17 protein-coding genes are annotated in these 17,384 nt (G+C 72.4%); 8 read left to right on the top strand and 9 right to left on the bottom strand.

Features of this window, described 5'->3' with window-relative positions; translation table 11 throughout:
* Nucleotides 1–7: 7 nt before the first annotated feature.
* Together ACFVHK_RS04475 and ACFVHK_RS04470 are read right to left on the bottom strand one after the other, a co-directional pair.
* Nucleotides 8–778 (bottom strand): potassium channel family protein, encoded by a 771-nt coding sequence (locus tag ACFVHK_RS04475; protein WP_376927788.1) that lies wholly within the window; start codon nt 776–778, stop codon nt 8–10.
* A complete protein-coding gene (locus ACFVHK_RS04470; RefSeq protein WP_376927787.1) occupies nt 775–1,563 on the bottom strand; it encodes an SDR family NAD(P)-dependent oxidoreductase in 789 nt (262 codons plus the stop codon). The genes ACFVHK_RS04475 and ACFVHK_RS04470 overlap by 4 nt, the downstream gene beginning before the upstream one ends.
* 64 nt (nt 1,564–1,627) lie before the next feature.
* Between ACFVHK_RS04470 and ACFVHK_RS04465 the strand changes: the two genes are divergently transcribed.
* The 6 genes from ACFVHK_RS04465 (at nt 1,628) to ACFVHK_RS04440 (ending at nt 8,771) form a co-directional block, all read left to right on the top strand.
* A complete protein-coding gene (locus ACFVHK_RS04465) occupies nt 1,628–2,788 on the top strand; it encodes an acyltransferase family protein (RefSeq protein WP_376927786.1) in 1,161 nt (386 codons plus the stop codon).
* A gap of 96 nt (nt 2,789–2,884) precedes the next feature.
* Nucleotides 2,885–4,210: a bifunctional o-acetylhomoserine/o-acetylserine sulfhydrylase gene (locus ACFVHK_RS04460; RefSeq protein ID WP_129235017.1), complete on the top strand. Its 1,326-nt coding sequence runs from the start codon at nt 2,885–2,887 to the stop codon at nt 4,208–4,210.
* A 112-nt stretch (nt 4,211–4,322) separates the two neighbouring features.
* Entirely contained in the window at nt 4,323–5,531 is a 1,209-nt protein-coding gene (gene metX, locus ACFVHK_RS04455) for a homoserine O-acetyltransferase MetX (RefSeq protein ID WP_376927785.1), read from the top strand.
* A 120-nt stretch (nt 5,532–5,651) separates the two neighbouring features.
* On the top strand, nt 5,652–6,809 hold the full coding sequence (locus ACFVHK_RS04450; RefSeq protein ID WP_376927784.1) for a sensor histidine kinase: 1,158 nt from the start codon (nt 5,652–5,654) through the stop codon (nt 6,807–6,809).
* A complete protein-coding gene (locus ACFVHK_RS04445; RefSeq protein ID WP_376927783.1) occupies nt 6,806–8,116 on the top strand; it encodes a hypothetical protein in 1,311 nt (436 codons plus the stop codon). The genes ACFVHK_RS04450 and ACFVHK_RS04445 overlap by 4 nt, the downstream gene beginning before the upstream one ends.
* Before the next feature lie 16 nt (nt 8,117–8,132).
* Complete coding sequence (locus ACFVHK_RS04440) at nt 8,133–8,771, top strand: response regulator transcription factor (protein ID WP_129235212.1); 639 nt, start codon at nt 8,133–8,135, stop codon at nt 8,769–8,771.
* A 1-nt stretch (nt 8,772) separates the two neighbouring features.
* Here ACFVHK_RS04440 and ACFVHK_RS04435 read toward each other — a convergent pair whose 3' ends face one another.
* The 4 genes from ACFVHK_RS04435 to ACFVHK_RS04420 form a co-directional block, all read right to left on the bottom strand.
* On the bottom strand, nt 8,773–10,047 hold the full coding sequence (locus tag ACFVHK_RS04435) for an MFS transporter (protein WP_376927782.1): 1,275 nt from the start codon (nt 10,045–10,047) through the stop codon (nt 8,773–8,775).
* Nucleotides 10,048–10,155: 108 nt separating this feature from the next.
* Nucleotides 10,156–10,464 (bottom strand): thiamine-binding protein, encoded by a 309-nt coding sequence (locus tag ACFVHK_RS04430; RefSeq protein ID WP_376927781.1) that lies wholly within the window; start codon nt 10,462–10,464, stop codon nt 10,156–10,158.
* A 43-nt stretch (nt 10,465–10,507) separates the two neighbouring features.
* On the bottom strand, nt 10,508–11,779 hold the full coding sequence (locus ACFVHK_RS04425; protein ID WP_376927780.1) for a hypothetical protein: 1,272 nt from the start codon (nt 11,777–11,779) through the stop codon (nt 10,508–10,510).
* A gap of 37 nt (nt 11,780–11,816) precedes the next feature.
* Entirely contained in the window at nt 11,817–12,668 is an 852-nt protein-coding gene (locus tag ACFVHK_RS04420) for an ADP-dependent NAD(P)H-hydrate dehydratase (protein WP_376927779.1), read from the bottom strand.
* 24 nt (nt 12,669–12,692) lie between these two features.
* Here ACFVHK_RS04420 and ACFVHK_RS04415 point away from each other — a divergent pair, with 24 nt between their 5' ends.
* Together ACFVHK_RS04415 and ACFVHK_RS04410 are read left to right on the top strand one after the other, a co-directional pair.
* Complete coding sequence (locus ACFVHK_RS04415) at nt 12,693–13,337, top strand: HAD family hydrolase (protein WP_376927778.1); 645 nt, start codon at nt 12,693–12,695, stop codon at nt 13,335–13,337.
* Entirely contained in the window at nt 13,334–14,467 is a 1,134-nt protein-coding gene (locus ACFVHK_RS04410) for an NADH:flavin oxidoreductase/NADH oxidase (RefSeq protein WP_376927777.1), read from the top strand. Before ACFVHK_RS04415 ends, ACFVHK_RS04410 begins: the two co-directional genes overlap by 4 nt.
* Before the next feature lie 9 nt (nt 14,468–14,476).
* Here the strand turns inward: ACFVHK_RS04410 and ACFVHK_RS04405 are convergent, their stop codons facing one another.
* Genes ACFVHK_RS04405 through ACFVHK_RS04395 form a run of 3 tightly spaced genes read right to left on the bottom strand, consistent with a single transcriptional unit; the run spans nt 14,477 to nt 17,368 of the window.
* Nucleotides 14,477–14,914 carry a VOC family protein gene (locus tag ACFVHK_RS04405; protein ID WP_376927776.1) on the bottom strand — a complete coding sequence of 146 codons (438 nt, stop codon included), beginning with the start codon at nt 14,912–14,914 and terminating at the stop codon, nt 14,477–14,479.
* 58 nt (nt 14,915–14,972) lie between these two features.
* Entirely contained in the window at nt 14,973–16,010 is a 1,038-nt protein-coding gene (locus ACFVHK_RS04400; RefSeq protein ID WP_376927775.1) for a hemolysin family protein, read from the bottom strand.
* Nucleotides 16,007–17,368 carry a hemolysin family protein gene (locus tag ACFVHK_RS04395; RefSeq protein ID WP_376927774.1) on the bottom strand — a complete coding sequence of 454 codons (1,362 nt, stop codon included), beginning with the start codon at nt 17,366–17,368 and terminating at the stop codon, nt 16,007–16,009. The genes ACFVHK_RS04400 and ACFVHK_RS04395 overlap by 4 nt, the downstream gene beginning before the upstream one ends.
* Nucleotides 17,369–17,384 lie beyond the last annotated feature (16 nt).

Genomic DNA, 17,384 nt, shown 5'->3' with positions numbered 1-17,384 from the left:
CGTCAGGCTACCGGCCGCCGACCTCGTCGACGGAGTCCTGCTCGCCGCCGCGCGCCCCCGGTTCGGGCACGTCGACGTCGTCTGCCAGCAGCGCTTCGCGCTCGGCCAGCGCTGACTCGGCCGGGTGCCCGTGCCGGAGCGCACTGAGGCGCTCGTTCAGCACGGAGATGACCGTGGCGGACGCGACGCCGACGATCGCGATGCCGCCGATCATGAGGAACACGGCCCAGGTGCGACCGAGCGCCGTGACCGGATAGGTGTCGCCGTACCCGACCGTGGTGAGCGTCACCACCGCCCACCACAGCGCATCGCCGAAGTTCGTGATCGTCGCGCCCGGCGCCTCGCGTTCCGCCTGGAGCGTCGCGAGCGCGAGGAAGAACACGTACATGGCCGCGTACACGACCGCGGTGATGACGAAGTTCGCGCGGACCGTGTCGGCCGTGCGTCGTTGGAGCGCAGGGACGTGCCGCAGCAGGGTCACGGCGCGGAGCGCCCGGAACACGGGGACGATCACCGACAGGAGCTCGATCGGGTGATGCCACGTGTAGCGCCATCGCTCGCCCTTGGGCGTGAGCACGAGTCGGAGGACGAAGTCGGCCAGGAACGCCAGCCAGGTGACGACGAAGACGACGTTGAAGAGCGCGCGCCACTCGTCGACGACCTCGGGAGCGAGCACCCAGAGCGTGTAGGCGGCCACGAACAGGAAACCGAGGATCGCGAGCCAAGGGGCGGTGAGGGCCACCCACCGATGGCGGCGTTCGACGCGGCCGATCCTCATGCGCTCGGCCCCGCCTTGACCGCGAGCGGCCCCTTGGCGAGCCGGTACGGCGCGGCCTGGGCGACGGGCTTCACGACGATGAGGTCGAGGTCGACGTGGCGGGGCTTCGAGATCGCGTCGACGATGACGCCGGCGATGTCCTCGGCGACCAACGGCTCCGGGACGTCGTCGTAGACCGCGTCGGCACGGGCTCGGTCGCCGCCGAACCGCACGAGCGCGAACTCGTCGGTCCGCACCATGCCCGGCGCGACCTCGACCACCCGGATCGGTTCGCCGTTCAACTCGAGTCGCAGCACCTCGGTCACCGCGTGCGCGGCGAACTTCGCCGCGTTGTAGCCGCCGCCGCCCACGTAGGCGACGTGCCCCGCGATCGAGGTCACGTTGACCACGTCGGCCACCCCGCGCTCGAGCGCCCCGCGCCGGAGCAGCGGGAGGAGCGCGCTCGTGACGCGCTTCAGCCCCAGCACGTTGACCTCGAACATCCACGCCCAGTCGTCGAGGTCGGAGTCCTCGACGGACGCGAGCCCCTTCGCACCGCCCGCGTTGTTCACGAGCGCGTGCGCGCCGCCCGTGGCGGCGACATGCTCGGCGAGCGCCGCGACATCCGCATCGCTCGTCACGTCGGCGACGAACGGCTCCGCCCCGGTCTCCTCGGCGAGCGCGGCGAGTCGATCGCCGCGGCGCGCGACCGCGACCACCGCCCAGCCGGCGGCGACGAGCCCGCGCACCGTGGCGGCACCGATCCCCGAACTCGCTCCCGTGACCACCGCGCGCATCTGCTCCATGCCGACATTCTGCCCGAGTGCGCGTCCCGCATGCGGGCCTCGGTCGGTGCGGGACAATGGGCGGATGGAGCCAAACACGCTGCCCCATGCCAACCGGTCGCCGAATCGCAGGCGACGGGTGCCGCTCTGGGACAACGCCCGATGGATCGCGATCACGCTCGTCGTCATCGGCCACGGGATCCTGCCGCTGATCGCCGAGGACGACGCGGCGTACAGCGTCTACCTCTTCATCTACTCGTTCCACGTTGCCGTCTTCGTCACGGTCTCCGGGTACTTCGCCAAGTCCGGACCGCCGAACGCGCGCGCCATGCGGCAGGTCCTCACCGACATCGTCTTCCCGTACTTCATCTTCGAGACGATCTGGACGCTGATCCGCTTCGCGCTCGGCGGCGACTTCGTGCTCGACTACACGACCGCGTCGTGGACGCTGTGGTTCCTCATCGCCCTCGCGATCTGGCGCATCGCCCTGCCCTACCTCGTGCTGCTGCGGTTCCCGCTGCTCATCGCCATCGCCATCTCGATCGGCGCCGGCTACGCCGTGGAGATCGACTCGACGCTCGCCCTCACGCGCACCTTCGGAATGTTCCCGTTCTTCGTGTTCGGCTGGAAGCTCCGCCAGTGGCGCATCACGGACCGATGGCTCGACCTGTCGACCGCCGCGACCTGGCGATGGCGCGCGGGCGCCATCGCCCTGTTCGGGGTGCTCCTCGTCGCCCTGCCGATGGCGATCGAGACCTGGCGCGACCTCAGGCTCCGACGGTTCATGCTCTACGACGAGTCGTACGAGGCGATCGGGTACGACGAACCGTGGTCGGGCGCCATCCGGCTCTTCCTGCTCCTGCTCGCGATGCTCCTCGCGGTGGCGTTCCTCGTCCTCATGCCGCGCCGCACCACGCCGTTCACGGCGTTCGGCAGCGCGACCATGTACATCTACCTGCTGCACTCGTTCGTGCTGTTCCCGCTGCGGGAGACGCCGCTCCTCGAGGGCGAGCAGCCGTGGTGGGTGCTGCCGGTGATGATCGTGTTCTGCGTGGGCGTCTCGGTCGTGCTCTCGCTGAAGCCCGTGCGTCGCGTCTTCCGCCCGCTCATCGAGCCGCGTGCCCGGTGGCTGTTCCGGCCGGAGCCGATGACCGCGACGGGGACGATCGTGCTGCCGCCCGACGCGCTGCCGCCGCTGCCCGAGCCGCCGAAGCCCGAGCCGCCGAAGCCCGACGCGCGCGAATGACGCCGTGTTGCGGCATCCGTTGAGCCCCTGGCGGGCCGGACGTACGGTGGGCGACGGGTGCGGCGGGGCCGCATCCCGATTCGCGAAGGAGTCCCCATGGCCGACCACGCCGCCGATTGGCGCTTCGAGACCAAGCAGGTCCACTCGGGCGCCGCGCCCGACCCGGTGACGAAGGCCCGGGCCACGCCGATCTACCAGACGACGTCGTACGTGTTCGACTCGTCGGAGCACGCGCAGAACCTCTTCGCGCTGGCCGAGTTCGGCAACATCTACACGCGCATCATGAACCCGACGCAGGCCGTCGTGGAGGAGCGCCTCGCCGCCCTCGAGGGCGGCAGCGGCGCGCTCCTCGTCGCGTCGGGCCAGGCCGCCGAGACGTTCGCGGTGCTCAACATCGCGCAGGCGGGCGACCACATCGTCTCGTCGAGCTCGATCTACGGCGGCACCTACAACCTCTTCAAGTACACGCTCGCCAAGCTCGGAATCGAGACGACGTTCGTCGAGAACCAGGACGACGCCGACGAGTGGCGGCGTGCGGTCCGACCGAACACGAAGCTGTTCTTCGCCGAGACGATCGGCAACCCGAAGATCAACGTGCTCGACATCGCGCTCGTCTCGGGCGTCGCGCACGACGCGGGCATCCCGCTGATCGTCGACAACACGATCGCGACGCCGTACCTGATCCGCCCGTTCGAGCACGGCGCCGACATCGTCATCCACTCGGCCACCAAGTTCCTCGGCGGCCACGGCACCGTCATCGGCGGCGTGATCGTCGACGGCGGCCGCTTCGAGTGGTCGAAGAACGTCGAGAAGTTCCCCGGACTCACCGAGCCCGACCCGTCGTACCACGGCGCGAGCTACACGGCCGCGGTGGGCGACGCGCTCGCGTTCGTCATCAAGGCGCGCGTGCAGCTGCTGCGCGACCTCGGTGCGTCGATCGCGCCGGCGAGCGCCTGGCAGCTCATCCAGGGCATCGAGACGCTGTCGCTCCGCGTCGAGCGGCACACGCAGAACGCGCAGGAGATCGCGGAGTGGCTCGACGGCCACCCCGACGTGGCCCACGTGAACTACTCCGGCCTGCCGTCGAGCCCGTGGTACGCGGCGGCCAACCGGTACGCCCCGAAGGGCGTCGGCGCGGTGCTCTCGTTCGAGCTCAAGGGCGGTGTCGACGCCGGCCGTGCGCTCGTCGACAACCTGTCGCTCTTCAGCCACCTCGCGAACATCGGCGACGTCCGCTCGCTGGTCATCCACCCGGCCTCGACCACGCACTCGCAGCTGACGCCCGAGCAGCAGCTGACGAGCGGCGTGACGCCCGGCCTGGTCCGGCTGTCGGTGGGCATCGAGAACATCGACGACCTCAAGGCCGACCTCGAGGCGGGCCTGGCCGCAGCGCGTCGGGCGACTGAGGCGGCTCGGGTCTAGTCCGCCGCGCGAACCACATGGATGCCGCGTCCCGCGAGGGCGCGGCATCCGTCGTCTCCGGGCCGCGCGTAACAGTGCCGCGCAGGCCGACGGCGTCGGGGAGAATCGGAGCATGGACTGGCAGACGACCTCGGAGACGGTGCCCGCGAGCGTCGTGCCCGAGGCCCGCGCCGCCCACCAGCTCGCCGGTCGCGCGCCCGCGACGGGCGCATGGCGCGAGGGCGACCCCGTCGGCGACCGCCGGTTCGCGAGGATCGGCGACCTCGAGCTCGAGTCCGGGCAGGTCCTCCCCGACGTCCGGATCGCGTACGAGACGTGGGGCGAGCTCGATGCGGTTCGCGGGAACGCGATCCTCGTGCTGCACGCCCTCACGGGCGACAGCCACGTGGTCGGTCCCGCAGGGCCGGCCCACGCGAGCGCCGGCTGGTGGCCCGGCGTCGTCGGCCCGGGTCGCGCCATCGACACCGATCGCTGGTTCGTCGTCGCGCCGAACGTCCTCGGCGGATGCCAGGGCTCGACGGGTCCCGCGTCGGTCGCGCCCGACGGCGTCGAATGGGGCGCCAGGTTCCCCTTCGTCACGATCCGCGACCAGGTCGCCGCGCAGGTGGCGTTCGCCCGAGCGCTCGGCATCGACCGCTTCGCCGCCGTCGTCGGCGGCTCGATGGGCGCCATGCACGTCCTCGAGTGGGCGGTCATGGCGCCGGAGGCGGTCGAGCGCATCGCGGTGCTCGCGGCGCCCGCCGCGACGACCGCCGACCAGATCGCGCTGAACTCCGTCCAGCTCGAGGCGGTGCGCAGCGACCCGGCGTTCCGCGGCGGCGCCTACTACGACGCCCCCGACGGGGAGGGGCCCACTCGCGGGCTCGCGCTCGCCCGCCGGATGGCCATGCTGAACTACCGCACCCCGATCGAGCTCAACCAGCGCTTCGAGCGCGGCTGGCAGTCCGACCTCGACCCGCTCGGCGGCGGCGGGCGGTTCGCGGTCGAGTCCTACCTCGACTTCCACGGCAACAAGTTCACCCGGCGCTTCGACGCGAACAGCTACCTGACCCTCACCGAGGCGATGAACTCGCACGACATCGGGCGCGGCCGCGACGGCGTCGCCGCCGCCCTCCGCCGCATCGAGGCGACCACGCTGGTGCTCGGCATCGACAGCGACCGGTACTTCTCCCTCGAGGGCCAGCGCGAGATCGCCGCGGGGGTCCGGCGGACGATCCACGGCGGCGAGCCGGTCGTGCTGCGCTCCGACTACGGGCACGACGCGTTCCTGATCGAGGACGACGCCGTCGCCGCGGAGCTCGCTCGGCTCCTCGCCGCCTGACCGGATCCGGACGCCACGCCCCGGTTCGGGCCTCGTGTCCCGCATACGGGGGTCGTTCTGAGCTATCTTCGAGAAGAGCGCCGCCTCGCGGCGCGGACGGCGCCGACGGCAGGGGGTGGCATGCGGCGGATCGACAAGGAGCGCGACCGGCTGCTGCGCCGTCTCGCGCGGGTCGGCGGGTTCACCGGCGCAGCCATCGCGCTCGCCTGCCTGGTCGTCCCCGGCGCGATCGCGCCGTCCCGGTTCGCCGTGGCCGCGGCGCTCGTCGTCGGCATGGCGGTCCTCATCGGCCTCGCGACCGCACGGGGCGCGATGGCGGCGACCCTCGGCGCGATGGCCGCGGCGACCGTCCTGCTGCTCGTCATCGGCCTCGACCCCACGCTCGACCCGGCGGGCGGGACCGCGATGGCGGCCGTCGCCGCGCTCTCCACCGGTTCCCTCGCGATCCCCCTCGTCGTGCGTCCGGCGGGACCCGCGGTGATCGTGGCGAGCGCCGCGTCGATCCTCGTGGCGCTCGGGGCGTCCGCAGCGGCCGGCGCCGACGTGCGTCTCGTCGTCATCGCCGCCGCCGCGGGCTGGACCGCCTGCGTGATCGTCGGGATCTGGCTCGCCCGCGCCATCGACCGCGCCGCGGAGCGGATCGACGAGGTCGGGCGCGCGCACGAGGCCGAGCGCCTGGCGAGCGAGTCCGAGGCCCAGCAGCGCCAGGACGCCCGGGTGCTGCACGACACCGTCCTCGCCACGCTCAGCCTCCTCGCGCATTCCGGCGTCGGAGTCGGCACCGGGCTGCTGCGCCAGCAGGCCGGCGACGACGCCCGACTGCTGAAGCAGCTGCGACTCGGCGCCCCGCTCGACAACGGCTCGAGCGCGATCTTCTCCCCGGAGTCCTCCGACGACGGACTCGGAGCCACGTTCGAATCCGTCCGCCAGCGCTTCGCACGCCGCGGGCTCGACGTCAACTGGCACGGCGCCAACCACCTCGTGCTCCCGAAGGACGCACTCGACGCACTGCTCGGCGCGCTGGGCGAATGCCTCGAGAACGTCCGCAGGCACGCCGGCGTGAGCGTCGCGGATGTCACGGTGACCGACGACGAGCACACGGTCCGTGCGATGGTGACCGACCAGGGCGCCGGATTCGAGCCGGCCTCCGTCGATCCGGCACGCCTCGGATTCGCCGAGTCGGTCGTCGGCCGCCTGCACGCCGTCGGCGGTCGGGCGCGGGTCTTCAGCTCGCCGGGGTCGGGGACGACGGTCATGCTGGAGGTGCCGAAGCCGTGAACCCGTTCCGCCGCACCCCCGCCGTCGAGGCCTCCCCCGACACGACGCACGAGATCCAGTTCGATCGCCCGAGACGATCCGCCCGGGCCGCCGAGGACATCCGCAGCGCCCACGGCGGACGCCGCCTCGCGATCGGGGTCACTGCAGCGGCGGGGGTCATCGTCCTCGCCCACCTCGCCCATGCGGTGGGCCTCGTGGGCGTCTTCCCGCCGGGAACGGGCTCGGGTCCCGCCTGGATCGCGTTCGCGGTCGTCGCGGTCGCCACGGTCGTCGCGACCCGCGGCCTCACCCGCGTGGCGGACTGGACCCACGTGCTCCTGCTCGCCGCGCTCGCGGTGCCGGTGGCGATGGACCTCACGGCGACCGCGGGCCTGCTCCACCTCGGCATCACGCCGACGGCGGCGCCGGCCGCCGCCGCGCTCCTCCTCCCGGTCGCGGCGCTCCGCGAGACGAGGACCCCGGTCGCGGCATCCGCGGTGATCGCCGGCGTCCTCGCGATCGCGGCGCTGCTCCAGGTTGCGGCCGCCGGGTCGTGGACCGTGGCCGGACTGGCGATCGCCGCGACGGCGGTGATCCCCGTGGTGCTCGTGGCAATGGGGGTCCGCGGATTCCGGCGGCTCGTCGGACGCGAGCTCGACCTCTCGCTCGTGCAGTCGACCGTCGCGACTCCGCGCTCCGCCGTCGGCATGCGCGCCTCGGAGGAGCTCGCGGAGCTCGACTACGACGCCGAGTCGCTGCTGGAGGACGTGGGATCGGGTCGCATCTCGATCCCCCTCCCGACCGAGGCCGCCGAGCGGGCGGGCATCCTCGCCGCCCGGCTGCGCATCCGGCTCATCGAGGGCCGCACCGACACGTGGCTGCGTCACGCGGTCACCGAGTCGGCGTACCTCAGCCGGCGCGTGCGCATCGACGACCCGCAGGGCCTGGCCGGACTGCTCTCGCCGACGCAGCGCGAGGGGCTCCTCCTGGCGCTCTGGCTGGTCGCCGGTCAGCGTCGACGCAAGGCGAACGAACCCCCGCTCGAGGTCCGCGTCCAGTGCCGCGAGACCGAGGTCGGGAGCCCGCTCGACGACGACCCCGAGGTCGCCCCGCGATCCGGCGAGCTGGCGGCCGTCGCGATCGGACTCGACGTCTCCGGTCTCACGGCGCGCCGCGTCGATGCGGCGGCATGGGACGCACTCGATAATGTCGGTGTACACGAGATCGTTCAGGGTCCGGAGGGATTCCGCATCGAGCTCGAGTGCCGGATCGACCCCACGGTCCGGAATCCGGCGCCGCCCAGCGCTGTCAACCCGAGGGGAGCATGACGTGCCCGAACCCGAGATGCCGCCCATCCGACTCGCCGTGGTCGACGATCACCGCATGCTGCTCGGCGCCCTCACGGAGTGGCTGCGCGGCGCGACCGACGACGTCGACCTCCTGGCAGCGGTGCCGTCGTGGTCCGAGCTCCTCGCCCACCCGGAGTTCCCGGTCGACGTCGTCCTCCTCGACCTCGATCTGCGCGACAACATCCCGATCTCGATCAAGCTCTCGACCCTGAAGTCGGCCGGCGTGCGGACCATGCTCATGAGCACGTACTCCGAGCCGGCGGTCGTCCGCGAGGCACTCGGCGCCGGTGCCCTCGGCTACCTCGTGAAGTCCGAGCCCGTCGAGACGATCGTGGAGGCCATCCGCGCGGCCCGGAACGGCGAGCAGTACCTGTCGCAGGAGCTCGAGGACGCGCTGCAGTCCGATGGCGCGGCACCTCGCCTGAGCGCGCAGGAGCGTCGCGTGATGGCGCTCTACGGCGCCGGCCAGCCGGTCAAGGCGGTCGCCTTCCAGCTCGGGATCTCCGAGGAGACCGCCAAGAGCTACCTCAAGCGGATCCGCGAGAAGTACCGCCTCGCCGGCTACGACGTCGGGACGAAGGTCGCGCTCCGCAAGCGCGCGATCGCCGACGGCATCCTGCTCCAGTCCGAGTAGGTCAGTCGCCGATCGCGCCGAACGCCCCCGTCACCGAGGGCAGCGGGATGCCCCGGCGCCGGCGCGCCCGGTCGAGTGCGAAGGTGCCGAGGGCGAGGATGCTGCCCGAGACCGTGAGCAGGAGCCCGACCCACACGGGCGCGACGTAGCCGAGGCCGGCGCCGATGACGAGTCCGCCGAGGATGGCGCCGAGGCTGTTGCCGATGTTCAGCGCCGAGTGGTTGAGGGCCGCCGCGATCGACTGGCTGTCGCGTGCGACGTCCATGAGGCGTGCCTGGATCGTGGGCGAGAGCGCCGCCGCGGAGGCGCCGACGAGGAAGACGCCGGCGCCGAGTCCGAGCGGGTGCTGCGCCGTGGCCCCGAGCAGGACGAGCGAACCGGAGAGGGTCGCGAAGAACAGGTACATCGATCGGCGCACGCTCCAGTCCGCGAGGCGCCCGCCGACGAGGTTGCCGATGGTCATGCCGAGGCCGAAGACGACGAGCACGATCGGCACCGCGCCTGCGGGCAGGCCGGTCACGTCGGTCGCGAGCGGGGCCACGTAGCTGTAGACGGAGAAGAGGCCGCCGAAGCCGACGGCGCCGATCGCGAGCGCGAACCACGCCTGGGTGCGCGTGAAGATGCGGAGCTCGCGCTTCATCGTCGCTCCGGCGTCGCCCGGCTGCCACGGCAGTGCCACGGCGACGGCGAGGAACGTGGCGACGAAGATCCCGGCGACGACGAGGTAGGCGATGCGCCATCCCGCCTGCTGGCCGAGCCAGGTGATGATCGGGACGCCGACCACGTTCGCGATGGTGAGCCCGGAGAGGACGAGGGCGACGCCGCGGGCGCGCTTGCCCGGCCCCATGAGGCTCGCCGCGACGAGCGAGGCGATGCCGAAGTAGGCGCCGTGCGGGAGCGCGGCGATGAAGCGCGCAGCCACGACGAGCTCGAACGTGGGCAGGAGCGCCGACGCGATCGTGCCGAGGCTGAAGGCCGCGAGCAGCGTGAGGAGCAGCCGCTTGCGCGGCCAGCGGGCGGCGGCGGCGGCGATGGTCGGGGCGCCGACGACGACGCCGAGCGCGTAGGCGGAGATGATCCAGCCCGCGGCGGCGTTCGCCGCATCCGTCGACTCCGCGGACAGGCCCTGCAGCAGGTCGGCTGCCATGTTCGGCAGGAGGCCCATGGCGACGAACTCGGTCGCACCGATGCCGAAGCCGCCCATCGCGAGCGCGAGGAGGGCGAAGCGGATCCGGGCTGGCGACGGCGTCGTCGGCCCGCGGGAGTCGGGGGTCACCGATCGATCATCGCACGGATCGAATCGATTCGACAAACTGCAGCCGAATGCTCGGAACCCGGCACCCCGACGCGGTCGATCGCCTCGGGCCCGGGGTTCGACGCGGGCTCAGCCGTCGTTCTCGATGGCTGCCTCGAGCCGATCGACCTTCGCGTCGAGCTCGCCCGAGTACCCGGGCCGGATGTCCGCCTTGAGCACGAGGGAGACCCGCGAGCCGTAGCCGGCGACCGCGTCGCACGCGTCCTTCACGACCCGCATGACCTCGTCCCACTCCCCCTCGATCTCGGTGAACATCGAGGTCGTGCGATTCGGCAGTCCGGACTCGCGCACGATCCGCACCGCGGCCGCAACCGCGTCGTGCACGGACCCGTCGCTCCGTCCGGTTCCACTCGGTGCGACCGAGAACGCCACCAGCATGAGGATTCCTCCCTGAGGTCGACGGCGCCGGGAGCGCCGGAGGTCACGGCGCCGTTCGGGAGCGCCGCTCGCCCCCAGCCTGCCACACCGCACGGACCGACCATCCGAGCAGGACGAACAGGAGCACGACCTTCACCGTCAGCAGCAGGACGAACCCCGGGTTCGCGATCAGCAGCCATGCGTACCAGTACGGGTAGATGACGTGCGTGAGCACTGCGATCGCAGCTGCGACGGCCGCCGGCGTGAGGAACCGGGAGCCGCCGAGCACGAGGCCGAGCACGACGGGCGCTGCGAGCCACGTGACGAACTGCGGCGAGCCCACCTTGTTCGCGAGCATCAGCACGGTGGTGAACGCCACCGCGAGCGGCGGCAGCAGCGCGCCGAGGTGGGCGCCCCGGCGCGCCGAGCGCGCCCCCGCAGCGAGCACGGCGGCGATCCCGAGCACCATCAGCGGCGTGGTGAGCGAGGCCGCGACATCCGCCCCCGGCCCCTCGATCTGGAAGGTCAGGATGTCCCGGTCGTACACGATGGTCGCGGCGTCGGTCCCGGCCACGATCCACCACATCCAGGCCACGGCGAGCGGCGCCTCGATCTGCAGCCCGCGCTCGGCCTGCTCGGCGACGAAGCCGAACGCGTTCGCGCCCGATCCGGCGATGAGGCTCACCCCGAGGATCCCGATCGACAGCGTCGCGGCGACCGTGAACACCTCGAATCGGCGCTGGTGCGCCACCAGCATCGCCGCGACGAGCGCTGCCGGCCACACCTTGATCCAGGTCGCGACGGTGAGGAGCACGGCGGCCACCCGGGGCCGCCCCGCCGCCCACAGCAGGCCGACCATCGCGAACGGCACGGTCACGGCATCGATCCGGCCGAGCGCGATCGGACCGAGGAACGCGAGGAAGGCCAGCCACCACCACGCCGCCGCCCTGCGACGCCGGGAGAAGGCGCCCCGGCCGAGCAGGACCGAGAAGGCGATCGCGTCGAGGACGGTCACCATGCCGAGCCAGGTCACCCCGTACCAGGCCGATCCGAACGCGAGCGCGGCCGTCATGGGCGCGAACGCCAGGATCGGGTACACCCACGGCGTGTCGATGCCCATGCGCAGGAATCCGAGCTGCGCGGTCTCCGCCCAGACCCGGTACACCGCCGTGACGTCGCCGAGCGGCCAGCCGGGCGCGTAGAGGTTCAGGAGCGCGAGCCCGAGGTGCACCGCTCCGAACGCGATCCAGAGGGCGACCCGCCCGCCGAGGCGCGAGGGGCCGCGACGCGGGGCCCCCGGCCGGTGCCCCGCGACGTCGGTGCCGGACTCCGCCATGGCACCCGAGCCTAGCCGCGCGTGCGGCGGGACCGGCTCACCGACGGAGCAGGCCGCCGACGACGGCGGGCACGGCGTGCGCCACGTCGAGCGCGGTCACCGGGCCGCCCTCCCACGCCTCGCTCGCCCGACGCGCCGCCTCGGAGTGGACGAGGGCCGCCGTCGCGGCGAGATGCGTGATCGCCGAGGCGTCGCGCGCGAGTCGCTCGTGGTGCGTGGCCGCGAGTGCGCCGATGATGCCGCCGAGCACGTCGCCGGTGCCCGCGCTCGCGAGCCAGTGCGTCGACGCCGTGACCGTGAACCGGACGCCGTCGGGGTCGCACACGTGCGTGACGGCGCCCTTCAGCAGGACCGCGACCTGGAGCTGGTGCGCCGTGCGCTCGGCCCACCCGGCCGGATCGGCGTCGATCTCCTCGACGGTGCACGCGGTGTCCCGGTCGTGCAGCAGCCGGGCGAGCTCGCGGCTGTGCGGCGTGATCACGGTCGGACCCGTGTGGGAGCCCACGAGGTCGAGTCCTCCGGCATCGAGGATGGACGGCAGGCCCGAGGCCAGCGCGTGCTGGAGTTCGCCGGCGAGCCGGAAGGAGCGATTCGTCGAGTCCATGCCCGAGCCGAGGAGCCAGGCCTGCACGCGTCCCGCCACGGCGACGGTCTCGGGTCGGGCGGCGAGCACCGCCCGACGCACCGCCCGCGGACCCGTGAAGCGCACCATGCCGACCCCGGCGCGGTGGGCGGCCTCGACGCCCAGCACGGCCGCACCGGGAAAGTCGGCCGAGCCCGTGATGACTCCGAGGACCCCCCGGCGGTACTTGTCGTCGCCCGCGCCCGGCTCGGCCAGCCAGTCGGATGCGTCGTCGGCGGTCCATTCTCGCCAGGTCCCGGTTGCCATGCTCCCAACGATAGGTTGATGGGCATGCCTGCGACCATTCCCTCGCCGATCGCCCTGTCGCCCCGAGTGGTCGTGTTCGACTACGGCGAGGTGATCTCGCGTTCGCCGTCCGATGCCGATCGCGCCGCGCTCCTGGCGAGGGCCGGCATCGCGGTCGACGGCGACGAGGCGTTCTGGACCGCGTACTGGGCGCATCGCGACGAGCTCGACCGAGGGACGCTCGCGATCGCCGACTACTGGGCGAGGGTGGCCGACGAACTCGGCGCGGACTGGACCGAGGTGGACCGCCACGAGCTGTGGGCGATCGACCACCGCGGCTGGCTCAGCGTGGACCCCGCGACGCTCCGAATCCTGCACGCGCTCCGCGCGGGCGGGACCCGCCTCGCGCTGCTCTCCAACGCCGGGGCCGACTTCGGCGGCTGGCTGCGCCACGGCTCGTTCGCGCCGCTGTTCGAGGCGGTGTTCGTGAGCGGCGAACTGGGCATGGTGAAGCCCGAGGCCGAGATCTTCCTGCTGGTGATGCGCGAGCTCGGCATCACCGCCGACCAGCTGCTGTTCGTCGACAACAAGGCGGTGAACGTCGACGGCGCGATCGCGGTCGGCGGTTCCGGCCACGTGTTCACGGATGCCTCCGGCCTCGAGTCCTGGCTCCGGGGGCTCGCCGCATGATCCGCGACGACCGGGCCGTGGCCGAGGAGCACGACGCACCGGCCCTCTTCCGCCCGATCCGGATCAGGGGGCTCGAGATCCGCAACCGGGTCTGGGTGCCTCCGCTCTGCCAGTACTCGGTGACCGAGCGCGACGGCGTGCCGCACGACTGGCACCTGGTCCACCTCGGCTCGATGGCGGCGGGCGGTGCCGGACTGGTGATCGTCGAGGCGACCGCGGTGAGTCCCGAGGGACGCATCTCGGACTACGACACGGGCCTGTGGAACGACGCGCAGGTCGAGGCGTGGGCGCGCATCACGCGGTTCATCCGCTCGCAGGGCGCCGCGTCGGGGATCCAGCTCGCGCACGCGGGCCGCAAGGCGTCGGTGTGGCCCGAGACGGTGCGGAGGACCGGGTCGCAGCCGCTCGACGAGGGCGGCTGGACGACGGTGGCGCCGTCGGCGATCGCCTTCGACGGGCTCCGCGCGCCGGTCGCGCTCGACGAGGCGGGCATCCGCGGGGTGATCGAGGAGTTCCGCGCGGCCGCTCGGCGCGCGGTCGAGGCGGGCTTCGACGTCGTCGAGGTCCACGCCGCGCACGGCTACCTCGTGCACCAGTTCCTGTCACCGCTCTCGAACGTCCGAGACGACGGCTGGGGCGGCGACCTCCGCGGCCGGGCGCGCCTGCTCCTCGAGATCGTGGGCGCGGTGCGCGCGGAGATCGGCGAGCGGATGCCGATGTTCGTGCGCTTCTCCGCGACCGACTGGGCACCGGGCGGTTGGGACGAGGAGCAGACCTCGACCGTGGCCGGATGGGCCGCGGAGGCGGGCGCCGACTTCTTCGACATCTCGACCGGTGGGCTCGTCCGCGACGTGCGGATCCCCGTCGGCCCGGGCTACCAGGCCGCGCACGCGGAGTTCGTGCGCGGGCGGGCCGGCGTGTCGGTCTCCGCCGTCGGCCGGATCACGACGCCCGAGCAGGCCGAGCGCCTCGTGGCGTCCGGCGCGGCCGACGCGGTCATGTTCGGCAAGGCGATGATGCGCGACCCGCACCTCGCGCTGCGCGCCGCGAACGAGCTCGGTGCGGGCGCGGCGATCTGGCCGCCGCAGTACCGCCGGGCGAGGCCGGAGGTCAACGACGGCGAGTGGTGAGTCGGACGCTCAGGCGGTCGACCCGGTCAGCATGGCCCGCGCCTCGTCGAGCGAGACGCCGATCGGCGTGCCGAGCGCGATGATGTTGCCCTCGCTGTCGTCGAACCATGCTCCGCGCTCGCCGCTCTCGTCGTCGCCCATCCGGGCGACGCCGTCGACCGTCTTGAGCTCGGGGAGGTCGTAGTCGTGGAAGACGACGCCCTTCTCGCGGAGGGCGGCCATGTCGCGGTCGAGGTCGTCGGTCATGATCGAGAAGGCGGTCGCCTTGTTGGTGCCGGCGAACTCCGACTCGTACACGAGGACGGCCGCGGAGCCGATCACGTAGACCGCCCCACCGCCCGTGTCCGTCTGGACCGGATCGAGGCCGAAGACGTCGTGCCAGAACGCCTTCGCCCGTTCCAGGTCGGATGCCGCAAGCACGGTCATGGCCATGGAGTTCTCAAACATGAGACCACCTCATCTCTCGGAGACGGGGCGAGTCTACGCCGACCGGGAGGCGGCCGCCTCACCCCCTCCGGGTGGCATCCTGCACCTCGCCGACCAGCTCCTCGATGATGTCCTCGAGGAAGATGACGCCGGTCGTCCGCCCCTGGTCGTCGAACGCACGCGCCAGGTGCGTCCCGAGGCGGCGCATGCTGGCCAGCGCGTCCTCGAGGTCGGTGCCGTCGAAGATCGAGACGACCCTGCGGACGCGCTTGGCGGGGATCGGATCGTCGAACTCGTCGTCGTCGAGGTCGATGACGTCCTTGAGGTGGACGTACCCGACCGGCTCGCCGTCCGCGCCCGCGAGCACGTAACGCGAGAAGCCGCGCCGCGCGACCGCGCGCTCGACGTCGCCCGGCGTGGCGTCCGCCGGCAGGCAGACCAACTCGTCCATCTGGACGGCGACGTCGCGCACCTTCTTGGTCGTGAACTCGAACGCCGCGGTCAACGTCCCGCTCGCATCCAGCAGCAGGCCCTCGCGCCGCGACTGGACGACGATCGTCTGGACCTCCTCGAGCGTGTACGTCGAGGTCGCCTCGCTCTTCGGCTGCACGCCGAAGAGGCGCAGCACGCCGTTCGCGGTCGCGTTCAGCGCCACGATGACGGGCCGGAAGATCCTCGCGGTGAACACGAGCGGCGGGGCGAGCAGCAGCACCGCGCGATCCGGCAGCGAGAAGGACAGGTTCTTCGGCACCATCTCGCCGAGGACCACGTGCAGGTACGAGACCAGCAGGAGCGCGATGACGAAGGCGATCGTCGAGACCACCTCGGGCGACCACCCGGTCAACTCGAGCGGGACCTCGAGGAGGTGGTGGATCGCGGGCTCCGACACCGTGAGGATCAGCAGCGAGCAGATCGTGATGCCGAGCTGGCTCATCGCGAGCATGAGCGTCGCATGCTCCATCGCCCAGAGCGCGGTGCGTGCGCTGCGGCTGCCCTGCTCGGCGAGCGGCTCGATCTGCGAGCGCCGCGCGGAGATGACCGCGAACTCGGCGCCGACGAAGAACGCGTTGCCGAGCAGCAGCACGAACAGCCAGGCCAGTCCCGCCCAGTCGCTCATCGGCCCGCCCCCCTCGCATCGTCGCCGACGACGGCGGACTCCCGGGCGGCATCCGCCTGGGTCGGCACCGTCACGGGCGAGAACTGGATCCGGTCGATGCGACGCCCGTCGAGCCGCTGCACGCGGAACGTCCCGCCCTCGACCTCGACCTCGTCGCCGACGACCGGAAGCCGCCCGAGCGTCGCCATCACGTACCCGGCGACGGTCTCGTACGCGCCGTCCTCCGGCACGCGGATGCCGGTGCGGTCGAGCAGCTCGTCGGGCCGCAGGATGCCCGGGAAGCTGACGAACTCCCCTCGCCGGACGACGCCCGCCCGCGTGCGGTCGTGCTCGTCGGAGACCTCGCCGACCAACTCCTCGACGAGGTCCTCGAGCGTCGCGACGCCGGCCGTTCCGCCGTACTCGTCGACCACGACGGCCATCTGGTAGCCGCGGCCGCGGAGCTCGCCGAGGAGCGCGTCGAGCTTGATCGTCTCCGGGACGCGGAGCGCGTCGGACTGCAGCGCGGAGGCAGGCACGACCTCGCGCTTCTCGCGCGGCACCGCGACCGCCTGCTTGACGTGCACGATGCCGACGACGTCGTCGAGGTCCTCGTCGTACACCGGGAAGCGGCTGAACCCGGTCTGCCTGGCCAGCTCGAGCACGGCCTCCGCCGGCTCCGTGCGCTGCACGGCCGCGACGCGCGGACGCGGCGTCATCACGTCGGAGGCGTCGTGCTCGGAGAAGCGCAGCGTGCGCCCGAGGAGCGTCGCGGTGTCCTGCTCGAGCAGGCCGGCGCTCGCCGAACGTCGCACCAGGCTCGAGAGCTCCTCGGCCGAGCGGGCGCCCGAGAGCTCCTCCTTCGGCTCGATGCCGACGAGGCGCAGCAGGCGGTTCGCGCTGCCGTTCAGCACGGTGATCGCCGGCCGGAAGACCCACGTGAAGGCGGTCTGGAACGGCATCACGACCTTCGCGGTCTGCCGCGGCAGCGCGAGGGCGAAGTTCTTCGGGACGAGCTCGCCGATGATCATCGACAGCAGGGTCGCGACGACCACGGCCGTGATCGCGCCGACCGGCCGGATCAGGGCCTCGGGCAGGCCGATCGCGGCGAGCGGACCCGCGAGCAGCGACGAGATCGCCGGCTCCATCGTGTAGCCGGTGAGCAGCGTGGTCAGCGTGATGCCGAGCTGCGCACTGGAGAGGTGCGTCGAGGTGATCTTGAGGCCCTCGATGGTGAGCCCGAGGCGGGTCTCACCCTTGGCGCGTCGCGCCTCGAGGTCGGCGCGGTCGAGGTTCACGAGCGCGAACTCGCTCGCAACGAAGAGGCCCGTGCCGATCGTGAGGAGGAGTCCGATGCCGAGGAGTACCCACTCAGACATCCGCACCTCCCCGCGC

It is taken from the genome of Agromyces binzhouensis (genome assembly GCF_042672355.1).
GTDB lineage: Bacteria > Actinomycetota > Actinomycetes > Actinomycetales > Microbacteriaceae > Agromyces > Agromyces binzhouensis.
The sequence above is the reverse complement of the archived record's forward strand: the minus strand, read 5'-3'. Positions and strand labels throughout refer to the sequence as shown.

Coding starts and splice junctions, on each gene's coding strand:
- ACFVHK_RS04405 (WP_376927776.1), bottom strand. CDS start 14,914: ATGTTTGAGAACTCCATGGCCATGACCGTGCTTGCGGCATCCGACCTG.
- ACFVHK_RS04470 (WP_376927787.1), bottom strand. CDS start 1,563: ATGGAGCAGATGCGCGCGGTGGTCACGGGAGCGAGTTCGGGGATCGGT.
- ACFVHK_RS04395 (WP_376927774.1), bottom strand. CDS start 17,368: ATGTCTGAGTGGGTACTCCTCGGCATCGGACTCCTCCTCACGATCGGC.
- ACFVHK_RS04400 (WP_376927775.1), bottom strand. CDS start 16,010: ATGAGCGACTGGGCGGGACTGGCCTGGCTGTTCGTGCTGCTGCTCGGC.
- ACFVHK_RS04450 (WP_376927784.1), top strand. CDS start 5,652: ATGCGGCGGATCGACAAGGAGCGCGACCGGCTGCTGCGCCGTCTCGCG.
- ACFVHK_RS04430 (WP_376927781.1), bottom strand. CDS start 10,464: ATGCTGGTGGCGTTCTCGGTCGCACCGAGTGGAACCGGACGGAGCGAC.
- ACFVHK_RS04460 (WP_129235017.1), top strand. CDS start 2,885: ATGGCCGACCACGCCGCCGATTGGCGCTTCGAGACCAAGCAGGTCCAC.
- ACFVHK_RS04465 (WP_376927786.1), top strand. CDS start 1,628: ATGGAGCCAAACACGCTGCCCCATGCCAACCGGTCGCCGAATCGCAGG.
- ACFVHK_RS04425 (WP_376927780.1), bottom strand. CDS start 11,779: ATGGCGGAGTCCGGCACCGACGTCGCGGGGCACCGGCCGGGGGCCCCG.
- ACFVHK_RS04410 (WP_376927777.1), top strand. CDS start 13,334: ATGATCCGCGACGACCGGGCCGTGGCCGAGGAGCACGACGCACCGGCC.
- ACFVHK_RS04415 (WP_376927778.1), top strand. CDS start 12,693: ATGCCTGCGACCATTCCCTCGCCGATCGCCCTGTCGCCCCGAGTGGTC.
- ACFVHK_RS04440 (WP_129235212.1), top strand. CDS start 8,133: ATGCCGCCCATCCGACTCGCCGTGGTCGACGATCACCGCATGCTGCTC.
- ACFVHK_RS04475 (WP_376927788.1), bottom strand. CDS start 778: ATGAGGATCGGCCGCGTCGAACGCCGCCATCGGTGGGTGGCCCTCACC.
- ACFVHK_RS04420 (WP_376927779.1), bottom strand. CDS start 12,668: ATGGCAACCGGGACCTGGCGAGAATGGACCGCCGACGACGCATCCGAC.
- metX (WP_376927785.1), top strand. CDS start 4,323: ATGGACTGGCAGACGACCTCGGAGACGGTGCCCGCGAGCGTCGTGCCC.